General features: G+C 61.4%; 15 protein-coding genes. 14 read left to right on the top strand and 1 reads right to left on the bottom strand.

The features are described from left to right. Positions 1-95 precede the first annotated feature (95 nt). Genes KO538_RS00495 through KO538_RS00485 form a run of 3 tightly spaced genes read left to right on the top strand, consistent with a single transcriptional unit; the run spans position 96 to position 4,830 of the window. On the top strand, positions 96-1,661 hold the full coding sequence (locus KO538_RS00495; RefSeq protein ID WP_219327200.1) for an MBOAT family protein: 1,566 nt from the start codon (positions 96-98) through the stop codon (positions 1,659-1,661). A 9-nt stretch (positions 1,662-1,670) separates the two neighbouring features. Further along, positions 1,671-2,897: a hypothetical protein gene (locus tag KO538_RS00490; protein ID WP_219327199.1), complete on the top strand. Its 1,227-nt coding sequence runs from the start codon at positions 1,671-1,673 to the stop codon at positions 2,895-2,897. Continuing rightward, positions 2,878-4,830, top strand: a complete 1,953-nt coding sequence (locus tag KO538_RS00485) for a propionate--CoA ligase (protein WP_257620106.1) — start codon at positions 2,878-2,880, stop codon at positions 4,828-4,830. The genes KO538_RS00490 and KO538_RS00485 overlap by 20 nt, the downstream gene beginning before the upstream one ends. Positions 4,831-4,874: 44 nt before the next feature. On the opposite strand, the gene KO538_RS00480 is transcribed toward KO538_RS00485, so the two are convergent. Continuing rightward, complete coding sequence (locus KO538_RS00480) at positions 4,875-5,588, bottom strand: S24 family peptidase (RefSeq protein ID WP_070304769.1); 714 nt, start codon at positions 5,586-5,588, stop codon at positions 4,875-4,877. A gap of 149 nt (positions 5,589-5,737) precedes the next feature. Here KO538_RS00480 and KO538_RS00475 point away from each other — a divergent pair, with 149 nt between their 5' ends. The 11 genes from KO538_RS00475 (at position 5,738) to KO538_RS00425 (ending at position 20,400) form a co-directional block, all read left to right on the top strand. After that, positions 5,738-6,154, top strand: coding sequence for a FeoC-like transcriptional regulator (locus KO538_RS00475; RefSeq protein WP_072453198.1), 417 nt, complete (start codon positions 5,738-5,740; stop codon positions 6,152-6,154). 25 nt (positions 6,155-6,179) lie between these two features. After that, positions 6,180-6,722, top strand: coding sequence for a hypothetical protein (locus KO538_RS00470; protein WP_219327197.1), 543 nt, complete (start codon positions 6,180-6,182; stop codon positions 6,720-6,722). 331 nt (positions 6,723-7,053) lie between these two features. Beyond that, complete coding sequence (locus KO538_RS00465; RefSeq protein ID WP_219327196.1) at positions 7,054-8,259, top strand: phage tail tube protein; 1,206 nt, start codon at positions 7,054-7,056, stop codon at positions 8,257-8,259. Positions 8,260-8,337: 78 nt separating this feature from the next. Beyond that, positions 8,338-8,781, top strand: coding sequence for a hypothetical protein (locus tag KO538_RS00460; protein WP_139248220.1), 444 nt, complete (start codon positions 8,338-8,340; stop codon positions 8,779-8,781). A 140-nt stretch (positions 8,782-8,921) separates the two neighbouring features. Then, positions 8,922-9,125: a hypothetical protein gene (locus KO538_RS00455; protein ID WP_051991236.1), complete on the top strand. Its 204-nt coding sequence runs from the start codon at positions 8,922-8,924 to the stop codon at positions 9,123-9,125. Positions 9,126-9,176: 51 nt separating this feature from the next. Next, positions 9,177-13,817 carry a phage tail length tape measure family protein gene (locus KO538_RS00450; RefSeq protein WP_219327195.1) on the top strand — a complete coding sequence of 1,547 codons (4,641 nt, stop codon included), beginning with the start codon at positions 9,177-9,179 and terminating at the stop codon, positions 13,815-13,817. Beyond that, entirely contained in the window at positions 13,814-15,283 is a 1,470-nt protein-coding gene (locus tag KO538_RS00445) for a hypothetical protein (protein WP_072453210.1), read from the top strand. Before KO538_RS00450 ends, KO538_RS00445 begins: the two co-directional genes overlap by 4 nt. Then, on the top strand, positions 15,280-17,274 hold the full coding sequence (locus tag KO538_RS00440) for a hypothetical protein (RefSeq protein ID WP_219327194.1): 1,995 nt from the start codon (positions 15,280-15,282) through the stop codon (positions 17,272-17,274). Before KO538_RS00445 ends, KO538_RS00440 begins: the two co-directional genes overlap by 4 nt. Beyond that, positions 17,274-17,762: a DUF4376 domain-containing protein gene (locus KO538_RS00435; RefSeq protein ID WP_257620099.1), complete on the top strand. Its 489-nt coding sequence runs from the start codon at positions 17,274-17,276 to the stop codon at positions 17,760-17,762. The genes KO538_RS00440 and KO538_RS00435 overlap by 1 nt, the downstream gene beginning before the upstream one ends. Next, positions 17,759-18,589, top strand: a complete 831-nt coding sequence (locus KO538_RS00430; protein WP_219327192.1) for a hypothetical protein — start codon at positions 17,759-17,761, stop codon at positions 18,587-18,589. Before KO538_RS00435 ends, KO538_RS00430 begins: the two co-directional genes overlap by 4 nt. Continuing rightward, positions 18,589-20,400: a hypothetical protein gene (locus KO538_RS00425; RefSeq protein ID WP_219327191.1), complete on the top strand. Its 1,812-nt coding sequence runs from the start codon at positions 18,589-18,591 to the stop codon at positions 20,398-20,400. Before KO538_RS00430 ends, KO538_RS00425 begins: the two co-directional genes overlap by 1 nt. Positions 20,401-20,752: the final 352 nt, after the last annotated feature.

Raw genomic sequence — 20,752 nt, 5'->3', positions numbered from 1 at the left:
ACTGAGCGACAAGGAAAATGGGGGGCGTCAGCCGCGATGCGCGTGAGCGTAGTGCAGGCGCTGGCCGCCTCCCACACTTCCTGACTGGTGAACAGATGCTATTTAACTCCTACGTCTTCCTGTTTGCCTATCTGCCCATCACGGTGGCGGGCTTTTTCATCCTGGGACGGCGCAGCCAGTCATGGGCCGCCACCTGGCTGGCCGGCGCCTCGCTGTTTTTCTATGGCTGGTGGGACTACCGCTACCTGCCGTTGCTGCTCGGCTCCATCGTCTTCAATTACGGCTGCGCCACCTTGCTGGGACCGGGACGCATCCGCCACCGCAAGGGCCTGTTGATCGCGGCTATCGCCGCCAACCTGGGCATGCTCGCCTATTACAAGTATGCGGGTTTCTTCGTTGCCAGCCTGGCGCAATTGCTGGCGCAGCCGATGCCCGTCCTGCACGTGGTGCTGCCGATCGGAATCTCGTTCTTTACGTTTACGCAGATCGCCTTCCTGGTCGATACCTACCAGGGCAAGGCGCGGGAAAGCCGCTTTGTCCACTATCTGCTGTTCGTCACGTATTTTCCGCACCTGATCGCCGGCCCTGTGCTGCACCACAAGGAGATGATGCCGCAGTTCGCCGACAAGCGGATCTTCCGGCTCTCGGCCAGGAATGTGGCCATCGGCTCGACGATTTTCATCATCGGGCTGGCGAAAAAAGTACTGGTCGCAGATAACATCGGCCCGTATGCGGCACCGCTGTTCAGCGATCCGGCCGCGCCATCGATGCTGGCAGCCTGGGGCGGGGTACTGGCGTACGCGTTCCAGCTGTACTTCGATTTCTCCGGCTATTCCGACATGGCCATCGGCTTGTCGAGATTATTTGGCGTACGCCTGCCGCTCAATTTCGACTCGCCCTACAAAGCGCGCAATATCGCGCAATTCTGGCGCCGCTGGCACATGACCCTGTCGCGTTTCCTGCGTGACTACCTGTATATCCCGCTGGGCGGCAAGCGCTGCGGGCCCGTGCGGCGCTACCTGAATCTGATGATCACCATGGTGCTGGGCGGCTTGTGGCATGGCGCCGGGTGGAATTTCATCGTCTGGGGCGCGCTGCATGGCGCTTACCTGGCTATCCACAAGGGCTGGGGCACGGTGGCGCGCACGCTTCACCTGCCGTCCGATACGCGTGCGGGCAATGTCGTGGCGACCTGCCTTACTTTTACCGCCGTCTGCATCGCCTGGGTTTTCTTCCGTGCTCCCGATATGGCCAGTGCCCTGACAATACTAAAAGGCATGGGCGGCGGCTTCGGCCTGGCCTTGCCCGACGCGCTGGCTCCCTATCTGCTGCCGGCGCAGCCCGTGCTCGCGTCGATGGGCGTGTCCTTCTATCTGGGCGGCGGCACGGCGTTTGTCGAAAGCTGGACGTGGATCGCGATGGCGGCCGTGCTGGTTTTCGCCATGCCCAATACGCAGCAAATCATGCGGCACTTCGAGCCCGCGCTCGATTTCCAGGACGGCCAGGCTGCGGCAGGGGCGGGCGGCTTGGGCGGCTTGGGCGTCTTGCGCTGGCTGACCTGGCGCGCGTCGCCCGCGTGGGCGGCCGCCATTGCCGCGCTGGCGCTGGCGAGCACGCTGGCCTTGAACCGGCCCGCCGAATTTCTGTACTTTCAGTTCTAGGGGAACGCCATGACACGCTCCCCATTCAGGTTTTATCTGTTTACCTTGCTGCTCCTGCTGGTGTCGGGGGCCATCATCGTTTGCGCCTTTGTGCTCATCGTCGACCCGTATGGCGTGTATGGAATCGTGCGCCGCGACCATTTCAATGCCGTCAAGCCGGGACTGAGCCGCTACCAAAGCCAGATCAAGCAGGAGCATGCGCTGCGTCTGCGGCCGCAATTCATCATCCTGGGGAACTCGCGCGCCGAGATCGGCTTCGATCCGCGCGCCAGCGCTTTTACCGCACTGGGCGCGGGCTACAACCTGGCGATACCCGGTACCGGCCTGGCCACATCCGCCAGCCAGTTCGCGCAATTGCGCCAGGCTGGCGTCAAGCCGCGCACGGTCATCGTGGGCATGGAGTTCATCGACTTTCTCAATCCCGCCGTTGCGCCAGCCGTACGCCAAGCACCAGCGGCCGCTGCGCCCGCGCATGGCCGCGCTGACTGGCGCTTCGATGCGCTCTTTTCGCTGGCCTCCGTCAAGGATGCCGTGCACACGCTGCGCATCCAGCATGACGGCGAGGCGGCGACCATGTCGGCCGACGGCTTCAATCCCTTGCTCGACTATGGCGCCCATGCGCGCCGGGACGGCTATCACAAGATGTTCGCGCAACGGGCGCGGGAAAGCGCCGCCAACTTGGGCCGCAAATCGACGCGCGGCCTCGCCACCGAAGATTTTCAGTTGCTGCGCACCTTCTTGCTGGCGATGGCGGCCACGCAGGCCGACATCAAGCTGGTGATCTATCCGTATCACGCGCAAATGCTGGCCATGTTCGAAGATGCGGGGCTGTGGCCCCTGTTCGAGGAATGGAAAGCGCAGCTGGTGCAGGAAATGGGCGCGGTCAGGGCGCAGTACCCGGACGCGCGGATTTCCCTGACTGATTTCAGCGGCTATGGCGCGTACAACTGCGAGCCGATACCCGCCGCCAATGAGCGGAGCAAGGCCACACGCTGGTACTGGGAAGCGGGGCATTTCAAGAAGGCGCTGGGCGACATCGTGCTGCGGCGCCTGATGTCGCCACAGGAAACTGCACCGGACGACGGGCAGTTCGGCATGCCGCTCGATGCTGCCAGACTGGAGGAAAACCGCGCGCGGATCGCGCAGGAACGCGGCAGCTGCGTGGCGGCGCAGCCGGGATTGTTTGCAAGGCAGCTGCTGGCTGAACAGCATGGCCATGCCGGGGGACGCAGATGAACAGATAAGTAAAAAAGCACGGAAAACAACCACCACCGGAGGAGACATGAATTTCGCAAGTTTTTATCAACGCTCGATCGACACGCCAGACGCTTTCTGGCGCGAGGAAGCGGACAAGATCGACTGGCATACCCCGTTTTCGCAAGTGCTCGATTATTCCCGGCCGCCGTTCGCCAAATGGTTCGTCGGCGGCACCACCAATTTGTGCCACAACGCCGTTGACCGCTGGGTCGACAGCCAGGGCGAAGCCGCCGCGCTGATCGCCATTTCCACGGAAACGAACACGGAGCGCACCTACAGCTTTCGCGAGCTGCAGCGCGAAGTGGAGCGCTGCGCCGCCATCTTGCTGGCGCTGGGCGTGGTCAAGGGGGACCGCGTATTGATCTACATGCCGATGATCGCCGAGGCGGCGTTTGCCATGCTCGCTTGCGCGCGCATCGGCGCCGTGCATTCCGTGGTCTTCGGCGGTTTTGCCGCCAACAGCCTGGCCAGCCGCATCGACGATGCACGGCCCAAGCTGGTATTTTCCGCCGATGCCGGTTCGCGCAATGGCAAGGCGATCGCCTACAAGCCGCTGCTCGACGAAGCCATCCGCATCGCCGCGCACAAGCCGCAACAGGTGCTGCTGGTCGACCGCCATCTCGTGCCGATGGAACTGACGGCGGGCCGCGACGTCGATTACGCAGCCCTGCGCGAGCAGCACCTGGACGCGCAGGTACCTGTCACCTGGCTCGAATCGAACGAGCCGTCGTACGTGCTGTATACCTCGGGCACGACGGGCAAACCGAAGGGCGTGCAGCGCGACGTGGGCGGCTATGCGGTGGCGCTGGCATCGTCGATGCAGTACAACTTCTGCGGCAAGCCAGGCGAAACCTTCTTTGCCACGTCGGATATCGGCTGGGTGGTGGGCCATTCCTACATCGTGTATGGCCCGCTGATCGCCGGCATGGCCACCATCCTGTACGAGGGCTTGCCCGTCTGTCCCGATGCGGGCATCTGGTGGAGCATCGTCGAGAAATACAGGGTCACGCGCATGTTCTCGGCGCCGACGGCCATCCGCGTGCTGCGCAAGCACCCGGTGGAGCTGATGCGCAAGCACGACCTGTCGTCATTGAAAGCGCTGTACCTGGCGGGCGAGCCGCTCGATGAAACCACGTCGCAATGGATCGCCGACGAACTGAAAGTGGACATCATCGACAACTACTGGCAGACGGAGACGGGCTGGCCGATCCTCTCGGTGGCGAAAGGCGTTGCCGACACGCCGACGCGCCTGGGCAGCCCGGGCCTGGCCATGTACGGCTACCAGGTCAAGCTGCTCAACGAAGCGACGGGCGAGGAGTGCGGCGCCAACGAGAAGGGCGTGCTGGTGCTGGAAGGCCCGCTGCCGCCGGGCTGCATGCAGACCGTGTACGGCGACGATGCGCGCTTTGTCGACACCTACTGGTCCACTTTCAGCGGCCGGCAAGTGTATTCCACGTTCGACTGGGGCGTGCGCGATGCGGACGGCTATTATTTCATTTTGGGCCGTACGGACGACGTGATCAACGTGGCCGGCCACCGCCTGGGCACGCGTGAAATCGAGGAAAGCATCACCAGCCATCCGAACGTATCGGAAGTGGCCGTCGTGGGCGTGGAAGACAAGCTCAAAGGCCAGGTGGCGATGGCCTTCGTGATCCTGAAGGACCCGCAAGGCTTCGACAGCGTGGAAGCGAAAGCGGTACTGGAACGCGAAGTGATGGCCGTCGTCGACCGCCAGCTGGGCGCCGTGGCGCGGCCTGCGCGCGTGCTGTTCGTGGCGCAGCTGCCGAAGACGCGCTCGGGTAAATTGCTGCGCCGCTCGATTCAGGCCATCTGCGAAGGACGCAGCCCGGGCGATCTGACGTCGATGGATGACCCGGCATCGCTGCAGCAGATCCAGACAGCGCTGGCATAAGCGCCACGATGAAAGCGAAGTTTATCAATCGATAAATTTCGCTTTCAAATCCGGTCGCTTTCCTTGCGCACGACCCGGCCCACGATCAGGCATTCATTGCCGCGGCACAGCTTGCGGTGGTATTTGCGCTGATCGGGGTTGTCCGACGTCAGCCACCATTCGCCGATATCGCGCGCCATGCGCTTGACCACCGGTTCGCCTTCGTAATTGATGGCAAACACGATGCCGTCGGCCGGCCGGTTGTCGGCCGTATTGATGATCACCACGTCGTCCTCGTACAGGGCCGGCTCCATGCTCTCGCCCTTGACCTTGATCGCCACCAGTTTTTCAGGGTGGTAGCCATTGCGCTCCACCCAGCTGCGCGGCACGCTGATGGTGCTGCCGTCGTGCGTTTCCGGTTCGATGGCAAAGCCCGTGATGCCGGCCGACAGCCGCAATTTCACCTTGCGGATCGGGTAAAAACGCGCATCCTCGCCATCTTCCACCACCACGGGCTGCGCGCCGGCCAGCGCGCGCGCGGCCATGGCCGCCTGGTCGGGCGCCGCGCCCTGGTCGAAGTACATGCTATCGAGCTGCAGATCCGCTTCCAGCTTGCGCGCGATCTTTTCGCTGAACGCGCGTCCCTCGCGGTAGGTGGGCGAGAGGATTTGCGAGATGCGCGCCTCGCTCCAGCCGCTGACGTCGGAAATCTTCTTGCGCGTGTTGTCGTAGTGCTCGCGGATCAGGGCCAGCAGGCGGTCGCGTCTGTATTGATACATATTCATCTCCACATTAAACCTGAAATTTACCGTTTGATAAATTACCAAATGCTTGACTTTAACATTAGCGATTGATAAAGTCTACTTGTTGCCTGTCGCAAACGCACTACAGCGTCTGCCGGTTGGCGACACCACGGGAGGTCAGGCAGATGTTGAACAGCAGTCAGTTGGTTGAAAGCAGGGCGGCGCCGCGGCAGGGGCGCCAGTTACAGGGACGCAGCAAGAAGTCGCAGCTGCACATTGCCCGCATCGCGCAGTACATCCGCGAGCAGGGCCAGGCCAGCGCGGCACAGTTGTCCGCCTTGCTGGGACTCGATGCGGGCACCATGAGCCGCTATTTGCGCCACATGTGCGGCATGGGGCAGATCCATCTGGCGCAGCGCCATTGCACCGAGCCGGGACGCCAGCGGCCCGCACTGTATGCGCTGGGCGAGCAGGACGACGAGGTCGACGGCTGGGCCGAACTGCCGCCGCAGGTGCGCCGCACGGCCAGCTGGGCGCGCGGCACGGCGCGCCGCGATCCGCTGGTGGCGGCGCTGTTTGGCCCGGCAAGTAACAACGATTAGTATCAACGAGGAACGAGGAGAAATCATGGGATTCGCAGAAAAATTCATCGCATCGCTGTCGTCGCAAAACCTGCGCGACGATGCCGTCCACCACGACCTGGACGTGATCGCGGCGGCCGCGCTGGCCGGCGACATGGGCGCCTTGCTGTGCCGCGTCAAATACGCGGACGGCACCATCAGCCGCCTGTTCGAAGGCAATGCGGGCAACCTGGCGCAGCTGCTGCGTGCCTGGACGGCCGCCGTGACGCAGAAGGGCCGCGCGCGGCGCTGGGTCAAGGCGCAGACGGCCTGGGATGCGCAGGCCGCCAATACCTTGTACCGCCGCGTGGCCGAAGCGTCGCTCGCGCATTGGCTCGACAGCAAATGCAAGGGCTGCCACGGCACGGGCGTCGTCGCCGCCATGCAGGCCGGCGCGCCTGTCGTTTGCAAGGCGTGCCACGGTGGCGGCGAAGCGGCCATCAGCTGCTCCGGCGGCTTTGAGCTTGAACGCATCAAGGACATGGTCAGCGAACTGGAAGGCATCTTCCAGTCGCACGGTGCCCGCGCCATGCGCCGTCTCGGTCACTGAAATTTTTTTTGCAATATGCCTGGCACTGAAAAAAACGCCCCTACAATAGAGTCTCGATCACGCAGCAACAGAAACACCGGCAATACCGCAGTACACCACATGCTTCTCCACTCGTAATAGACGCGCTTTCGGCGCGACACCGATAGGGGAAATCAGCGCAGCGAACGGCCTTCATGGCCCCTTCGCCCAACATCCATCCGGCATGGCCCCATGCCATCCGGACGCCAGCCCGCCGCCTCACCGCGCGTGGGCTTTTTCGTTTCATCTCCCATTTTTCAGTTTCTCCCACAAGACCGCCCCGGCGGTTTTCATCCCACGAAAGGTATTACTTATGGCACTGACAGCAAACGGCATCGACAGCGTGATCGTTATCAGCAAACAAAGCGCCGAAGGCAGCAAGGCCGCTGCCGGCGGCGGCCAGATTTATCCCCGCGTGACGGCCACCTTCGACACGGAAGCGGACAAATACGCGAGCGCCGAAATCGACGCCAGCCAGCAGCAGGGCGATACCCGCCTGGGCAACTTCCGCACCACGGGCGCCATCAAGGCCGAAGCGGCATGCGGCACGTACGCGCCGCTGATGGCCGCGCTGCTGCGCCGCGACTTCACGGCGGGCGGCGTGGCTGCCGCGCAAACGACCATCGCCGCTGCCGCCTCCGGCCTGACGCGCAGCGCCGGTTCCTGGCTGGCCGAAGGCTTCCGCGCCGGCAGCGTCGTGCGCATCACCGGCATGACGGCACCGGCGGCCGCCAACAACGCGAAGAACTTCTTCGTCACGTCGGTGACGGCCACCAACCTGTTTGGCCAGTTCATGGACGGCTCGGCCATGATCGTCAAGGCGGCCGGCGACTCGGTCGGCGTGGCGGCCATCGGCAAGCGCAGCTTCACCCCGTTGACCGGCCATACCACGGACTGGTTCACGGCCGAAGTGCAGGACCCGAACATCGGCGTGCACCGCAGCTTCGTCGACCAATTGGTCAGCAAGATGGATATCGCCGTGCAGCCGAACGGCATCACCAGCCTGGACTTCACCCTGATGGGCAAGTCGGAAGGCCCGACCACGGCCGTGCCGCATTTCGCCACGCCGCTGGCCGCGCCGGGCACGGGCAAATTCTCGGGCGCCACGGCCATGCTGTCGGTGAACGGCATCCCGTCGCAGATCTGCACCGGCATGTCCGTCTCGCTCGACGGCCAGGTCAAGGTCGACCCGGTGATCGGCTCGAAGTACGCCACGGCCGCCTCGCGCGGCAAGGTGATGGGCTCGGGCCAGTTCACGGTGCTGCTGCAGGACGCCACCTACCTCGACTACTTCAAGTCCGAGACGGAAATCCCGCTGGCCTACGCCATGGCGTCGGGCACGGCGCCGGCAGCCGACGTGCTGGCGCTGGCCATGGGCCGCATCAAGATCACCTCGGCCAAGATCGACGATGGCGAGAAAAACAAGATCGTCACCTGCGCCTTCGACGTCCTGCGCTACAAGGGCACGGACGCGCAGCATGAAGCGACCACCCTGACCATCCAGGACAGCGCGCTGTAAGCAGCCAGCGCCTGCACCGGGGCCGCCGCGATGGCGGCCTTTTTTTTATTTTTCTACTTCATCCAGAAAGCATCACACATGAACAACGCGCAAAAAATCCAGGCAGGTTTCGACATCGGCAATATCCACGCGGCGGTCACGCCCGTCACGTTCGACGTGCCCATCATCTTCGACGCGGACGGCGAAGCGGTGGCCGGCCTGACCATCGTCGGCAAGAACAGCGAGCAATACCGCGTCGCCAACAACGCCGTGCGCGCCGAAGGCTACAAGAAATCGGCGCGCCGCAAGACGGCCATCGACGCCTCCACCGACGAAGGCGCGGAACTGCTGGTGCAAGCCATCGACGGCAACCAGAAGCGCCTTGCACTGGCCGTGGTCACGGGCTGGTACGGCTTCACCAGCAACGGCGCACCCGTGCCGCTCGATCCGGCATTGCTGGAAGCGGCCTTTGAAAAGTACCCGACCTGGCAGGAAAAAGTCACCACCGCGCTGGAAAACGAGTCGAATTTTTTGAAACTCTGACGGCCAGCCTGCTGCGCTACGCCGGGCACCAGTTCGAGCGCGGCGCACGGGCGGCCGATGGCCATGCCAAGGGCGAGCATATCGACGCCGCCCGGCGCCATCCGCTGTACCGCGCGCCGCCCGAGGAGGCGACGCCGCCGATGCCGTTCGAGCTGGCCCACGTGTGGGAATGGTTCGCGCAATTGAACCGCAAGCGGCAGAACGGCATGGCCGTCAACCCCATCGCCAGCACGGAAATCCTCGCCTGGCAGGCGCGCCACGCCATCGCCATCGAGCCGTTCGAGCACCAACTGCTCGACCAGCTCGACGCGCTGTTCCTGTCGCATCAGCATGCGGCGGGCTGACCCGCATTTTCCAACCCGGCCGCCATGCGCGGCCTTTTTTAGGGGCCAAACATGCCAGAGATAACGGAAATATTAATTGTTGTGAATACGGCGGAAGTGAGGGCAGGTACGCAGGCGATAAGCGACCTGGCCGCCGCCAGCGGCGAGGCTGGATATCAAGTCCAGGATGCGAACACCAGGATGCGCGATTCTGAGCAAGTCATGCGTGCGCAGGCCGAGGCGATACGCGCGGCGGCAGATGCATCCAGAGTACTTGGTGACGAAAGCAGCGACGCTTCGGATGCCTTGTTCAAGGGCATGACCGCAGTCGAAGGCTTTGCAAGGGCGTCGCTGAAGATCGGCGAAGGCGGCATGAACGCCGACGTCGGGAAAATCAAGGATGGCTTGGGCGAACTGGCGAATGTATCTGGCCTGACGGAGCTGGCAATCACGCGTTTGGGCGCGGGGCCGGTATTGGCCCTGCAAATGCTTGGGGAAGCTGCCGCATTTGCAGCAAGTGCCTACGTGAAGGGGCAACAGGAGTCGGATAATTTTTCCAGGGCAATGCAACTGACAGGCAATTCGGCTGGCGTTACGGAAGGGCAGTTCAATGACATGGTCAGGTCGGTTGCCAAGCTTGAGAACGCAGGTATGGGCGAGGCACGCGTAGCCTTGCAAACATTGCTGGAAACGGGAGAGTTTACGGGCGAGGCCATGCTGTCGGTTGGCGCCGCCGCTGTAGCCGCGGCGCAGCGTACAAATAGGCCAGCAGGGGAGGTTGCCGCGAACTTTGCCACGATGGCTGGCGGTGTTGTCAACTGGGTCGATACCCATGCCGAGGTGTATCGAACACTGGATGCCAGCCAGTATCAGCATATCAAGACGCTCGAGGAGGAAGGCAAGACCCAGGAAGCGATGATTGCGACGGCGAAGAGTTACAACGAGGAGCTGAAAAAACGCGGCGAAAACCTGAGCTTTGTTGGCGCTGCGATGCGGGATATTAACACCCTCCAGTCGAATGTTAGCGATAGCGTCAATGGAGGCGGACGCAGGACCACAGTGGATGACAAGATCGTTCGACACGATGAGAGCGTCGAGTTGTTAAAAGCCACAGGCCATACCAGCCTGGATACGCATGAAGGCATGGGTATAAGTGGCAAGCAATTGGAGCAGGTTCTTGAACAGATGGCAAAGGCCAGGCAGGTGCTGGTGAATCAGCAAACCCAAGAGAGAAAAGTTGCCGCTGCGCAGCTTGCGACTCAAGAAAAAAATGATGCTGAAAAAGAAGCAAAAAAGGGCATCGACGCGCTCACTAAGATTTATGCCCAAAAAATTAGCCAGGAATCCGTAGTACTTGAGAAATACAACAAACACGTTGCCAGACTAAACGGAACGCCACTGGCGGTTCCCTTTGCTGAGCGGGAAAAGATGCGTGCCAGTATTCATGCCTATTTCAAGGTTGCGCCACCTCCGCCCGCCTTTGGTTCTGACGATCGCGAGGCAAAGCGCGCCGGGCAGTTGCAAGCCATTCAAAGTGAGTTGCGCTTGAAAACGGAGGGCTTTGAACAGAGCGCCAAGCTCGATGAATTGTATCGCAAGGGAGGCACCCTGAGCGACGAGCAATACTTTGAGCGTCGTCAAAACGCCATTCGCGAGCGGGGCAAGGCGGAAGCGGATGCCTACCAGAAGCAGATCGATGTGTTGAGCGCCTTTAAGGCGAAAACGCCGCAAGCTGTTCAGGAAAACAAGAACAAGATCGCCGAAGCTGGCGCCGCCAAAGAGCGGGTGGAACCGAAGGTGCAGGCCGAGTTGGCACAGGTGAATGAAATCGCACGCCAGCAGGCGGCCGAGACTCTGAAAAAGCAGGAAGAGGATGCGAAGGCGAAAAGGGACAAGAAACGCGCCGATACCAAGGCAGCTGACGAGCAGCAATGGAAAGAGGCAGCAGATGGTGCCAAAGCCTTGGGCGATGCGCTGGAAAAGGCTTTCGGCAAGGTGGGCGGCACGATAGGCAAGGTGACCTCCGCGCTGGTTGAGCACAAGAAGGCCCAGCAAGACATTCAAAGAACCCTGGCGAACGCGGAGGAGGATGCCCAGGGGGACAAATCAAAGGAAATCGCCGCGAAATCGAAAGCGCAGCTTGATTCCACGCAAGCCCAGATGAAAGGTTATAGCGACATGGCTGGCGCGGCGGCTGGCTTCTTCGACGAGCAAAGTGCAGGCTACAAAGCCTTGACTACGGTATCGCAGATGTTCCATGCGGCGGAAGTGGCCATGACTCTGGCCGAACTGGTGCCAAAGGGAATCAGCGCAGTGCTGAGCCAAGGATCGGGCGACCCCTATACCGCGTTTGGCCGCATGGCGGCCATGGCCGCGATCGTGGCAGGCTTGGGTGTAGCGATTGGTGGTGGAGGCGGCGGTAATGTCGATGTCGCCAAGGAGCGCCAGAAAGCAAACGGCACCGGCACGGTGCTGGGGGACTCATCAGCCAAAAGCGATTCGATCGCGCGCAGCCTGGCCATCATGGAAAAAAATTCCGGGTTGGGCCTGGCGCATACCATTTCAATGGATAACTCGCTGCGCAAGCTCGCTGCCGGTATCGGCAACCTGGCCAATCTGCTGGCACGCGAATCAGTGGCCACGGGAGTGGGCGGAGCTGCTGCAAGTGTGCAGACCGGAACCAAGGTCCTGGGAGGCACGATGGGCGTTCTGGCGGGTACTTCTGCTGGTGGCTTGGGTGGCGCCATGCTGGGTACCTATCTGGGCATGGGCATGGCGGCGATTGGTGGCCCCATCGGATTGGTGCTCGGCAGTGTGGTGGGCGCGGTGTTGGGCAGCGTTGTTTCCAAACTGTTCAATACCTCCAAGACGGTGGTCGATCAGGGGATTACTGGCAAGGCCATGAGCCTGGGCCAGATCGAGGATATCGGTTTTACCGCCCAATCGTATGCTGATGTCAATACCAAGAAGAAAGCATTGGGTTTTACCTATAGCAATAAGGACAAGACCGAGACGGCAGCAATGTCCGATGACGTCAATCAGCAGTTCACGATGATTATCGTCAGCATGGGCAATGCCATTCGTGGCGCCGCCAACGTCATGGGCGTGGCTGGCGGTGATTTCAATGCACGGATGGACAGTTTCAAGGTCGATCTGGGCAAGATCAGTTTGAAAGGATTGTCGGCTGAGGATCAGCAGAAAGCACTGGAAACTGCATTTTCCGCACTGGGCGACAAGATGGCTGATGCTGGCGTTGCCGGCTTGCGCGATTTCGCCAAGATAGGCGAAGGCGCTTTTGAAACGTTGAACCGTATTGCTAATGATTTCCAGCAAGTCAGTGATGTTCTGTTTGTTCTGGGCAAGTCATTTGGCGTGACCGGCATGGCCGCAGTCAAGCTGACGGAAGACTTGATCGATGTGGCAGGCGGCCTGGAAAAGCTGACCGACGGAACCTCGTACTTCTATGAGAATTTCCTGTCTGAATCCGAAAAAATGGCGCCGATCACCAAGTCGGTGAACGACGCCATGGGCAAGCTGGGTTTGGGCGGCGTGACGACGATGGATGGCTTCAAGGCTGCCGTATTGTCCGCTGCTGATGGCGTGGCCATCGGAAAAGAAGGATCCGCTGAATTGTATGTAGCGCTGCTGTCCCTGGCCGAACCGTTCAAGAAGGCGGCCGATTATGCGGCCGATCTCACCGCCGCCACCAGTGAACTGGCCGAAGTGAACAAGACGGCCAGCGACATCGCCAGCGAACGCAAGGACATGCAGCAGCAGTTGAACGAACTGACGAAAACAGAAGCGCAGTTGCTGGCTGCCCAGCGCGCCGGCGTCGCCGATGCCAATCGCGGATTGTTCGACCAGATCCAGGCCGTCAAGGCGGTGACCAGCGCGAAGGATGCGCTGGCCAAGGCCTACGAGACGGAATCGGCGGCGGCCAAGTCGGCGCTGGAGAAGTCGAAATCGTGGGTGACGACCTTGAACGGCCTGAATTCCAGCATGGCGCTGGGCGCACAGTCGACGCTGACGCCGGAGCAAAAATATGCCGAAGCGCGGGCGCAGTTCGAGAAAACCCTGGCTGCCGCGAATGCGGGCGACACGACGGCGCAATCGGGGCTGTCTGCCGCAGAACAGGCATTTTTGACGGCCTCGCAAGTGGTCAATGCTTCCGACGCCCGCTATGCGGCCGACTATGCCCGCGTGGTGGAAGCGAACAAGGAAGCGTTGAAATGGGCGGCCGCGCAGGTCGACGTGCAGCAGGCCAGCCTCGATGCGCTCAATGCCCAGGTGTCGGGCTTGATCAAAATCAACGACAGCGTGCTGACGGTGGCGCAAGCCATTGCCGGTCTGCGGGCTGCGATGGGTGGTGCGGCGGATCTGGGCGTGCAGCTCGGTAATCCTCCCGTGGTCGCCGCGCTGGCCGCGATGACTTCTCCCGTGACAGCGGCAGTCTTCGACCCCGTGCGCTACTCGTCGGCTGCGAACGTCGGCTCCGAGGTGCTGGTGGCCGAAATCCGCGGCCTGCGCGAAGACAACCAGGCCATGCGCGTGGAGCTGGAAGGCTTGCGCGCCGACCAGCGGGCGCAAACGGGTGCCACCATCCAGGCCACCTTTGAATCGAACGCCAATGCCGCCAGGACGGTGGTCGATGGCGTGGATAAATCATCCCGGGCATCCGCCTGGGCCAATGCAGTGAAAGGAGAATACGCATGACCGATGCGCAATTTCAGGAATGGCTGCAAAGCCCGTCGGCCATCCGCATGGTGCTGATCGAGGCGCAGGTGAATGTGGGCGGCAGCGAGGTGACGCGGTATATCGCTTCGCGGCCCTATGTCACCGGGCCGCGCGAAGTACCGGCCAATACCGCGTACCAGCCGCTGGCCAAGGGCGGGCTGGCCTTCACGGAACAGGTCAGCCTGTCCGGCGAGGCGGGCCTGTCGGGCGGCGATATCGAACTCGATAACGCCGATGGCGCGCTCGATGGCTGGCTGGACGACGTCTGGATGAACCGGCCGGTCAAAGCTTGGGCCGGCGATCCTTCCTGGCCGCGTGCCGACTTCCAGCTGGTCTTCGACGGCATCATCGCCGACGTGGCCAGTGCCGGGCGCGAGTCGGTCAATCTGGTCTTGCGCGACAAGCTGCAGCGTTTGAATACGCCGATCTCCGAAGCCAAGCTGGGAGGCACGACGCCGAACAAGGACGCCATCTTGCCGATTCCGTTCGGCGAGTGCCACAACGTGACGCCCTTGCTGACCAATCCGGCAACTCTGGAATACGGTTTTCTCGGCGCGGTCGAATCGACGTTTGAAGTGCGCACCAACGGCAAGCCGATCGCCGTGGCCTTGAATGACCAGGCGGGCCGTTTCAACCTGACCACCGACCCGTTTTCCACCACGATCACGGCCAGCGTGCAGGGCGACAAGGGCGGCGGCTATGCGCCGCGCATCGCGCCGCTGGTGCAGCGTATTGCCACCGCCTACGGCAAGGCGGCCGACCGTTTTACCGCTGCCGATCTGGACCTGGACAACCTGGCCGCCTTCGATGCGGTTCACCCGCAGCCAGTGGGGCTGTACGTTGCGGACCGCACGAACCAGGCGCAGGCCATCCAGCAGCTGGCGGCCAGCGTGGGCGCCCAGGCGATCATGTCGCGCACCGGCCAGCTGCGCCTGGTGCAGATCGCCTTGCCTGCCGCCGGCGTGCCGCTGGCGATCGGCCCGGAGCAGATGCGCGAACGTTCGCTGCGCCCCGCGCAGCGCCTGCCGGTGACGGCCGCCGTGAAGATCGGCTTCGACCGGAACTACAAGCTGCAGGCGGGCCTGACGACCAGCATTCCGTCCGCGCATGCGGATTTGTACGCCACGGAATGGCTGACGGAGACGGTGGTCGATGAAGCCGTGCGCGCACGCTATCGCCTGACTGACGATCCGGTGCAGATCGATACCTGCCTCAAGACGCGGGCCGATGCCCGCGCGGAAGCGCTGCGGCGCCTGGCCCTGAACAAGGTGCCGCGCACCATTTATGAATTCGATGGAGAACCCGAGATGATGATGCTGGAATTGGGGCAGCCCGTACAACTGCGCGCTGAACGCTTTGGCTTGCAGGACGGTGTACCGGGCGTGGTGGTACTGCTGTCGCGCTTCTGGCTGACGGGCAGAGTGACGGTGGGGGTGCTCGTATGAGCGCGATTGTGGGGGAACGCGATACGCTGCTGCAGGTGACGGCGGAGCGCTTCAGCACGACGGCCGATGGCAAGGCGATCCTGATGTCCGCCAGCACACCCGTTTTTCGCGTCAATAGCGCCGGTGCCGGCGCGCCCGGATCAATCGCCATCACCGCCAAGCCGGTCAATGTGGTGGGCGATATCGTGTTTTCCGTATCGGCCGGCACGGCCTTGCGGGTGAACGGCAACGTGGCCACGGTCGATTTCGCCAGCATGACTACCGATACGGCGCTGGTGCAGGCGCGTATCCGTGAATTTGGCGTCGACTACCTCGCCAATTACATGGTCAGCAAGGTCTTTGACGGTGCTGCCGGCGAGACGGGCCTGGCCGGCTTGAACACGGGCCAGGCCTTCGCCTACAAGCGCGCCGCCGCTGCGCCAGCCGATTCGCCTGGCGATGTGATCTTCACCTTTTCCACGGGGGCCATTACGACACCGGCCGGCAACGACCTGGCCAATGGCTGGTCGAAGAATATCCCTGCCGGCACGGCGCCGCTGTACGTGCGCGTGGCGGCAGCCAGTTCGCGCAATGCCACGGACAATATCGCCGCCAATGAGTGGGCGGGGGCGGTGCAACTGGCCAAGGATGGCACCGACGGCTTGAACGTGGCGCCCGTGCGCATCTACCAGCGCGGCGCGACCAACATCGCACCGGCACTACCGAGTACGGCATGTACGTTCACCTTTGCCACCGGCGCACTGACGGGCCTGAACAACGGCTGGTCGGCCCAGGTGCCGGCGGCGGGCGGCGCCTATCTGTTCACATCCGGCGCCACGGCCGCGTCGCGCACGGCGACCGACGACATCGCCCCAGGCGAATGGGCCGCCGTTGCGCGCCTGGCCGCCGATGGCGCCACCGGCCAGCGCGGCACGGTGACGGTGACGGCGCCCGGCTATTCGGCCTGGTCGGATGCCTCGGCCGTGTATGAATTGGGGCGTGCCGGCTATGGCGCGCCGATCAACCGCGACGTGGTGACCTTGTATGACGCGACGCACGCGGTGACGAAGTATTTTGAGAATGGCGCATGGCTGGTGCTGGGTACGGTGCTGAATGGCAACTTGCTCGTCGAGGGGTCGGTGGCGGCCAAGGCACTGTCGGTGGATAAGGTCTCTGCCATCTCTGCCAACCTCGGCGAAGTGACTGCAGGCGATATTTATGGAGCGACGCTGCATGGAGGCGCTGGCTATCCCACTAACACCTATCTTTGGCCGAGCAACGGCGGCCTTGGCTTTCACCTGAGTGAACGGGGCTTACTGCTGGGTAACCCTGCAACCGGCGGCTATGTAGAGTTGGGAAGTGGTGGTTATGTGTCCATGCCCGGTCTGCTCATCAATGGTGGAAAGGCGACTTTTTCGGGCAGACTTTCAGCAGCTTCCGGAACGTTTTCTGGAGAGTTACAGGCCGCGAGCGGAATTTTTACGGGCGAATTGAAAGGTGCATCAGGAACATTTTCCGGCGACCTCTCATCCGCGCGGGTGTCTGTCGGCACAGCCGCTGCAGCAACTTCATTCTTCGAACCGGGCTATCCATCGATTTCGCTGCAGTCGTCCGCGTCAGGAGTGTTTATTCAGGATTCGTCGACCAGTTCCGCCGTTGTATTCACGTCTGAGGAAGTTCTGTTCATGCACAACGCTCCATTGTGGCCTGCCGAGCGCCGTATCCGCTCTGGCGCCGTGTTCTTTTCGATCATTTGCACTGCGGTGGTCGACGACCAGTTGAGCATCTGGTACCGCACCAATGGCGGGGTGTGGGTATGGCTGAGCGGAGTTCAGGAGCGGCAGGCTGGTGATGCTCCTGTAGCGACGGGCTATGGAAAAACACTGTATGTCAGCGCGGGGGACACGGTCCAGTTTGGCGTTTCCGCTACCAATGCATCGCTCACAGCTGCGGATATGCGGCGGCTTTATCTTAAACAATGTCAAGCGACAGTGATCGCAAGGAATTTTTAATGCAAACAATCATTGTCCACAGTGATGGCACTCTCACGAACGAGCGCACCGGTAAGACGCTGCCGCCACAGCCCAGCGAGCATCACGCATACGATGCGGTGGCAGACATGTGGATAGATGCAAGAACGCTCGATAGCGTCAAAGTGCGCACTTGGGAGCGCATCAAGGCGGCACGCAGCGTTGCTGAAACCGCAGATTTCATGTGCTGTGGCGTCGTGTACCAGGCCGACAAGGACCGTATCGTCGGAGCCACGCAGCTAGCCCTGATTGCGCAAGCTGCCGGCCAGCCCTACAGCATCGACTGGACCTTGTCAGATAACACCCACGTGACGCTCGATGCATCCGGCATGATTGCCGTTGGCGCCGCGTTGGGCGCGCACGTCACCGAGGCGTTCGCTATCGCCCTTCGGTTACGGAAGCAGATCGCTATCGCCACCTCGTTTGACACGCTTGAGGCCATTCTTTGGCCGGTGCAGGAGGGTGCATGAGCAACTTGCGCATCATTTACGACAATGCCGCCGACCGCGCAGTGTTGACGGCATCGAGCCAGGCCGGCATCTTGGGTCCTGCCAACCTGCAGCGCGAGGGTAAGTCTTCAGTTTTGCGTTCAATCGGCGCAGTACTAAGCATCACGGCAACGTGGCCGGCACCTGAAATTGTCGGTGGCGTGGCCCTGCCATTTTGCAACCTGACCCCAGGGGCAACCATCCGCGTGCGCGGCTACGTCGAGCCTGGCAGTGCTGCGCCTGCATTCGACACTGGCGTCATACCAGCCTGCGAGTATGCGCGGCTGGGCATGTGGGATTGGGGCGCATTGCCGCTGGGTTTGAACGCCTACAGTTACGGCGGCGGTACCTACGCCCGCGCCTGGTTCCAGATGCGCAGCATCAGGAAACTGGTGATCGACCTGGCGGACCCCGACAATCCTGCCGGCTACATCGAAGCCGCGCGCCTGGTGGCAGGGGCTTACTGGAGTCCCGAGCAGAACGCATCGTATGGCGCCGGTATCACGCCGCTCGATACCAGTAGCCAGTACCGCAATGGCGCCGGCGAACAGAAGGTGGAGCGGGGCGTGAAGTACCGGAAGCTGTCGCTGGCGCTCGATCACATGACGCCGTTGGACCGTGCCGAACTGTGGCGCATCGTGCACGGGAACGGCCTGTCGCGTCCGCTTTTCATCAGCCTGTATCCGGACAGCGATGACGTTGAGCTGGAGCAGGCACACCAGGTGTATGGCCGTCTGGCCAATCTTGCCGCCATCACCGCGCCATCTTTCCAGGCGTATGCAACCAACATTGAAATAGAGGAGCTGTAATGGGTGATTTTTTTTACTATGGCCAGAAGGATACGATCCAGCGCTTGAATGAGCTGGCTGGACGGGGCGCCGTGGTGGCGTCGTATGCGCCAGCTGTGGGAAGGTCGCCGGTGGGCGGGCCGAATGGCTATATGGACCCGGCGTGGCTTGATCCAAGAATACCGATAACCACCTATAAGCCTATTTCTGTGGGAGCCGCAAATAAATACGGTTACAGTTATCTGGCGGACGGGGCAGGAACAACGCGCTGGTTAAAGATCGCCTCGATGAATGCGGAGGGGGTCAGTACTGCTGCAAATTTGTATATTAGAGGTGTGTTTAATAATAGCTGGGCAGCGTCCACCTCTACACCATTTTCAATTTTCATGGGTGTACGAGGTGGGTTCTATGTGGACTGGCATGTTGAAGGGGCTATTCTCGGCCAGTCCCGTATCATGGTCTGTCGTCGGGTAGATGGTGTGCATGACGTATATGCATTCTTTGATGCGGGCACGTATGCCTCTATATCTTTTGATATGACAGGCTACGAAACCACGACTTATGCAGTACCAGTTGAAACCACAGCAGCGCCCGCTGGTACGATGGTTTTTGACTCGGCCACTTCCCCGGGCAATCCTATTCACATTGCCCCACGTTGGAAAGGTGTTCCTGGAAGATTGGCTGGATCACGATCAACTGCGTTTTCAGATGCTATTTTTACCGGGGAGAATGGCGGTCTGGCGGCCGGAGGCTATTCGTTCCTTGCCGGTGGCACAATACTTGGTACTACTGCTCCGTTAGAAGTATTGCGTCTTGGTGTATCTGGTGTATCTGGTTCTGCTTTCCACGGGCACTTTGGTTTTATGACCGCCCCCGGAAATGTGCTCTATACACAGGGGTATCATCTTACTCTACGGGCTTACGATACTGGCAGCGGTAATTGGACAGGCACGCTTATTGACGTTAAAGGGGACGGTTTAGTAACCGTACCCGGCACAGTAGAAGTTGGTGTTGTAAATACAGAGGTACAAGGTGTCCAAAAAATTGCAGTACACAATTGCATTAAAGCTTACGTTGTTAGTGGCAGCTACGGAAATGCGGCAGGAGCAGCATTGAATGTGGCGACACATACTGTAACCGGTAGCAGTATTAGAACCGGTGGAACAGTAAATACTAGCGGCAACGACTATGCAGAGTACATTTTTAAAGGCCCAATCTGCGGAATTGTCTCCCCTGGGCAAATTATCGGAATCACTCCCGATAATCAGATAACCGACCAGTGGGCTGATGCTGTTATGTTTTCGATCAAATCGACCGCGCCCTCGTTTGTCGGCGGCGACTCCTGGGCAAACGATGTGGGGCCCCGCCCATCGGCCCAGGCCGGGCCGGCACCGGCCCAGCCTCTGCGCCGTGAGGACGTGGTCGCGCAGCAACTGGTGCCCGGCACCAATCCGCCGGAATATGAAGACGTGGTCACCGAGCCCGGCGACAACGATGAAGCATGGGCCGAAAAGCAGGCTGTTTTCGCAGCTGCGCTAGCGGCGTATGAACTTGCTGTGCTACAGGACGCCGAAGCCATGGCCGCCTTCGACGCCGCCCTGGAAGCCGAGCGCCAAAAAGTCGACCGCATCGCCATCGCCGGCCGCGTACCGGTCAACGTGCTGGGCGCCCAGCCGGGCGATTACATCGTGCCGGTGCAGGACGGAGCCGGTATCAACGGCATTGCCATGCACGAGGACGATCTCAGTATGAAGCAGTACCTGCATGCTGTTGGCCGCGTGATATCGATCGAGCCCGATGGCAGGGCCTACGTGATGGTCAAGGCCGTGTAGCAAATCAGCCGATGGAGGTATTTCAAGTACCGGATTGCGCATGATGTCCGGTGACATGGACATTGAATATGCCACTCGACAGCAACATCGGCATCATTTCATCAGCCTAGGTGGCAGCAGGGCAGTGGCGGGCCATATGCCACTACGGCTCATCGCGCGACGCGTATCAGTTCGATTCCGTGCAGTTGTCCCTGGCAGTGCGGGCCTACGTCTTCGTATCGACGCTATACGACGGTGGCATCCGTGCTGTGTTCTACAACGCCAATGGCGCTCTTGCCTGCGATTTCAGCCATCCTAAGTTCCCGCTCGCATCTGGGGTAGCCAAGGGAGCCGTCATGACGGCCCAGCTGCT

Origin of the sequence: Janthinobacterium sp. NKUCC08_JDC (assembly GCF_019345575.1) — a bacterium.
In the GTDB taxonomy this organism is placed as follows: Bacteria; Pseudomonadota; Gammaproteobacteria; order Burkholderiales; family Burkholderiaceae_D; genus Janthinobacterium; species Janthinobacterium aestuarii.
Note: the sequence above shows the minus strand (reverse complement) of the source record. Positions and strands in the feature narration are given on the sequence as shown.

What these genes read in the sequence shown, in the direction of transcription:
- KO538_RS00445 (WP_072453210.1), top strand. Translation starts at nt 13,814, where the DNA reads ATGACCGATGCGCAATTTCAGGAATGGCTGCAAAGCCCGTCGGCCATC.
- KO538_RS00485 (WP_257620106.1), top strand. Translation starts at nt 2,878, where the DNA reads ATGCCGGGGGACGCAGATGAACAGATAAGTAAAAAAGCACGGAAAACA.
- KO538_RS00455 (WP_051991236.1), top strand. Translation starts at nt 8,922, where the DNA reads ATGCCGTTCGAGCTGGCCCACGTGTGGGAATGGTTCGCGCAATTGAAC.
- KO538_RS00470 (WP_219327197.1), top strand. Translation starts at nt 6,180, where the DNA reads ATGGGATTCGCAGAAAAATTCATCGCATCGCTGTCGTCGCAAAACCTG.
- KO538_RS00460 (WP_139248220.1), top strand. Translation starts at nt 8,338, where the DNA reads ATGAACAACGCGCAAAAAATCCAGGCAGGTTTCGACATCGGCAATATC.
- KO538_RS00475 (WP_072453198.1), top strand. Translation starts at nt 5,738, where the DNA reads ATGTTGAACAGCAGTCAGTTGGTTGAAAGCAGGGCGGCGCCGCGGCAG.
- KO538_RS00490 (WP_219327199.1), top strand. Translation starts at nt 1,671, where the DNA reads ATGACACGCTCCCCATTCAGGTTTTATCTGTTTACCTTGCTGCTCCTG.
- KO538_RS00480 (WP_070304769.1), bottom strand. Translation starts at nt 5,588, where the DNA reads ATGTATCAATACAGACGCGACCGCCTGCTGGCCCTGATCCGCGAGCAC.
- KO538_RS00465 (WP_219327196.1), top strand. Translation starts at nt 7,054, where the DNA reads ATGGCACTGACAGCAAACGGCATCGACAGCGTGATCGTTATCAGCAAA.
- KO538_RS00495 (WP_219327200.1), top strand. Translation starts at nt 96, where the DNA reads ATGCTATTTAACTCCTACGTCTTCCTGTTTGCCTATCTGCCCATCACG.
- KO538_RS00435 (WP_257620099.1), top strand. Translation starts at nt 17,274, where the DNA reads ATGCAAACAATCATTGTCCACAGTGATGGCACTCTCACGAACGAGCGC.
- KO538_RS00430 (WP_219327192.1), top strand. Translation starts at nt 17,759, where the DNA reads ATGAGCAACTTGCGCATCATTTACGACAATGCCGCCGACCGCGCAGTG.
- KO538_RS00450 (WP_219327195.1), top strand. Translation starts at nt 9,177, where the DNA reads ATGCCAGAGATAACGGAAATATTAATTGTTGTGAATACGGCGGAAGTG.
- KO538_RS00425 (WP_219327191.1), top strand. Translation starts at nt 18,589, where the DNA reads ATGGGTGATTTTTTTTACTATGGCCAGAAGGATACGATCCAGCGCTTG.
- KO538_RS00440 (WP_219327194.1), top strand. Translation starts at nt 15,280, where the DNA reads ATGAGCGCGATTGTGGGGGAACGCGATACGCTGCTGCAGGTGACGGCG.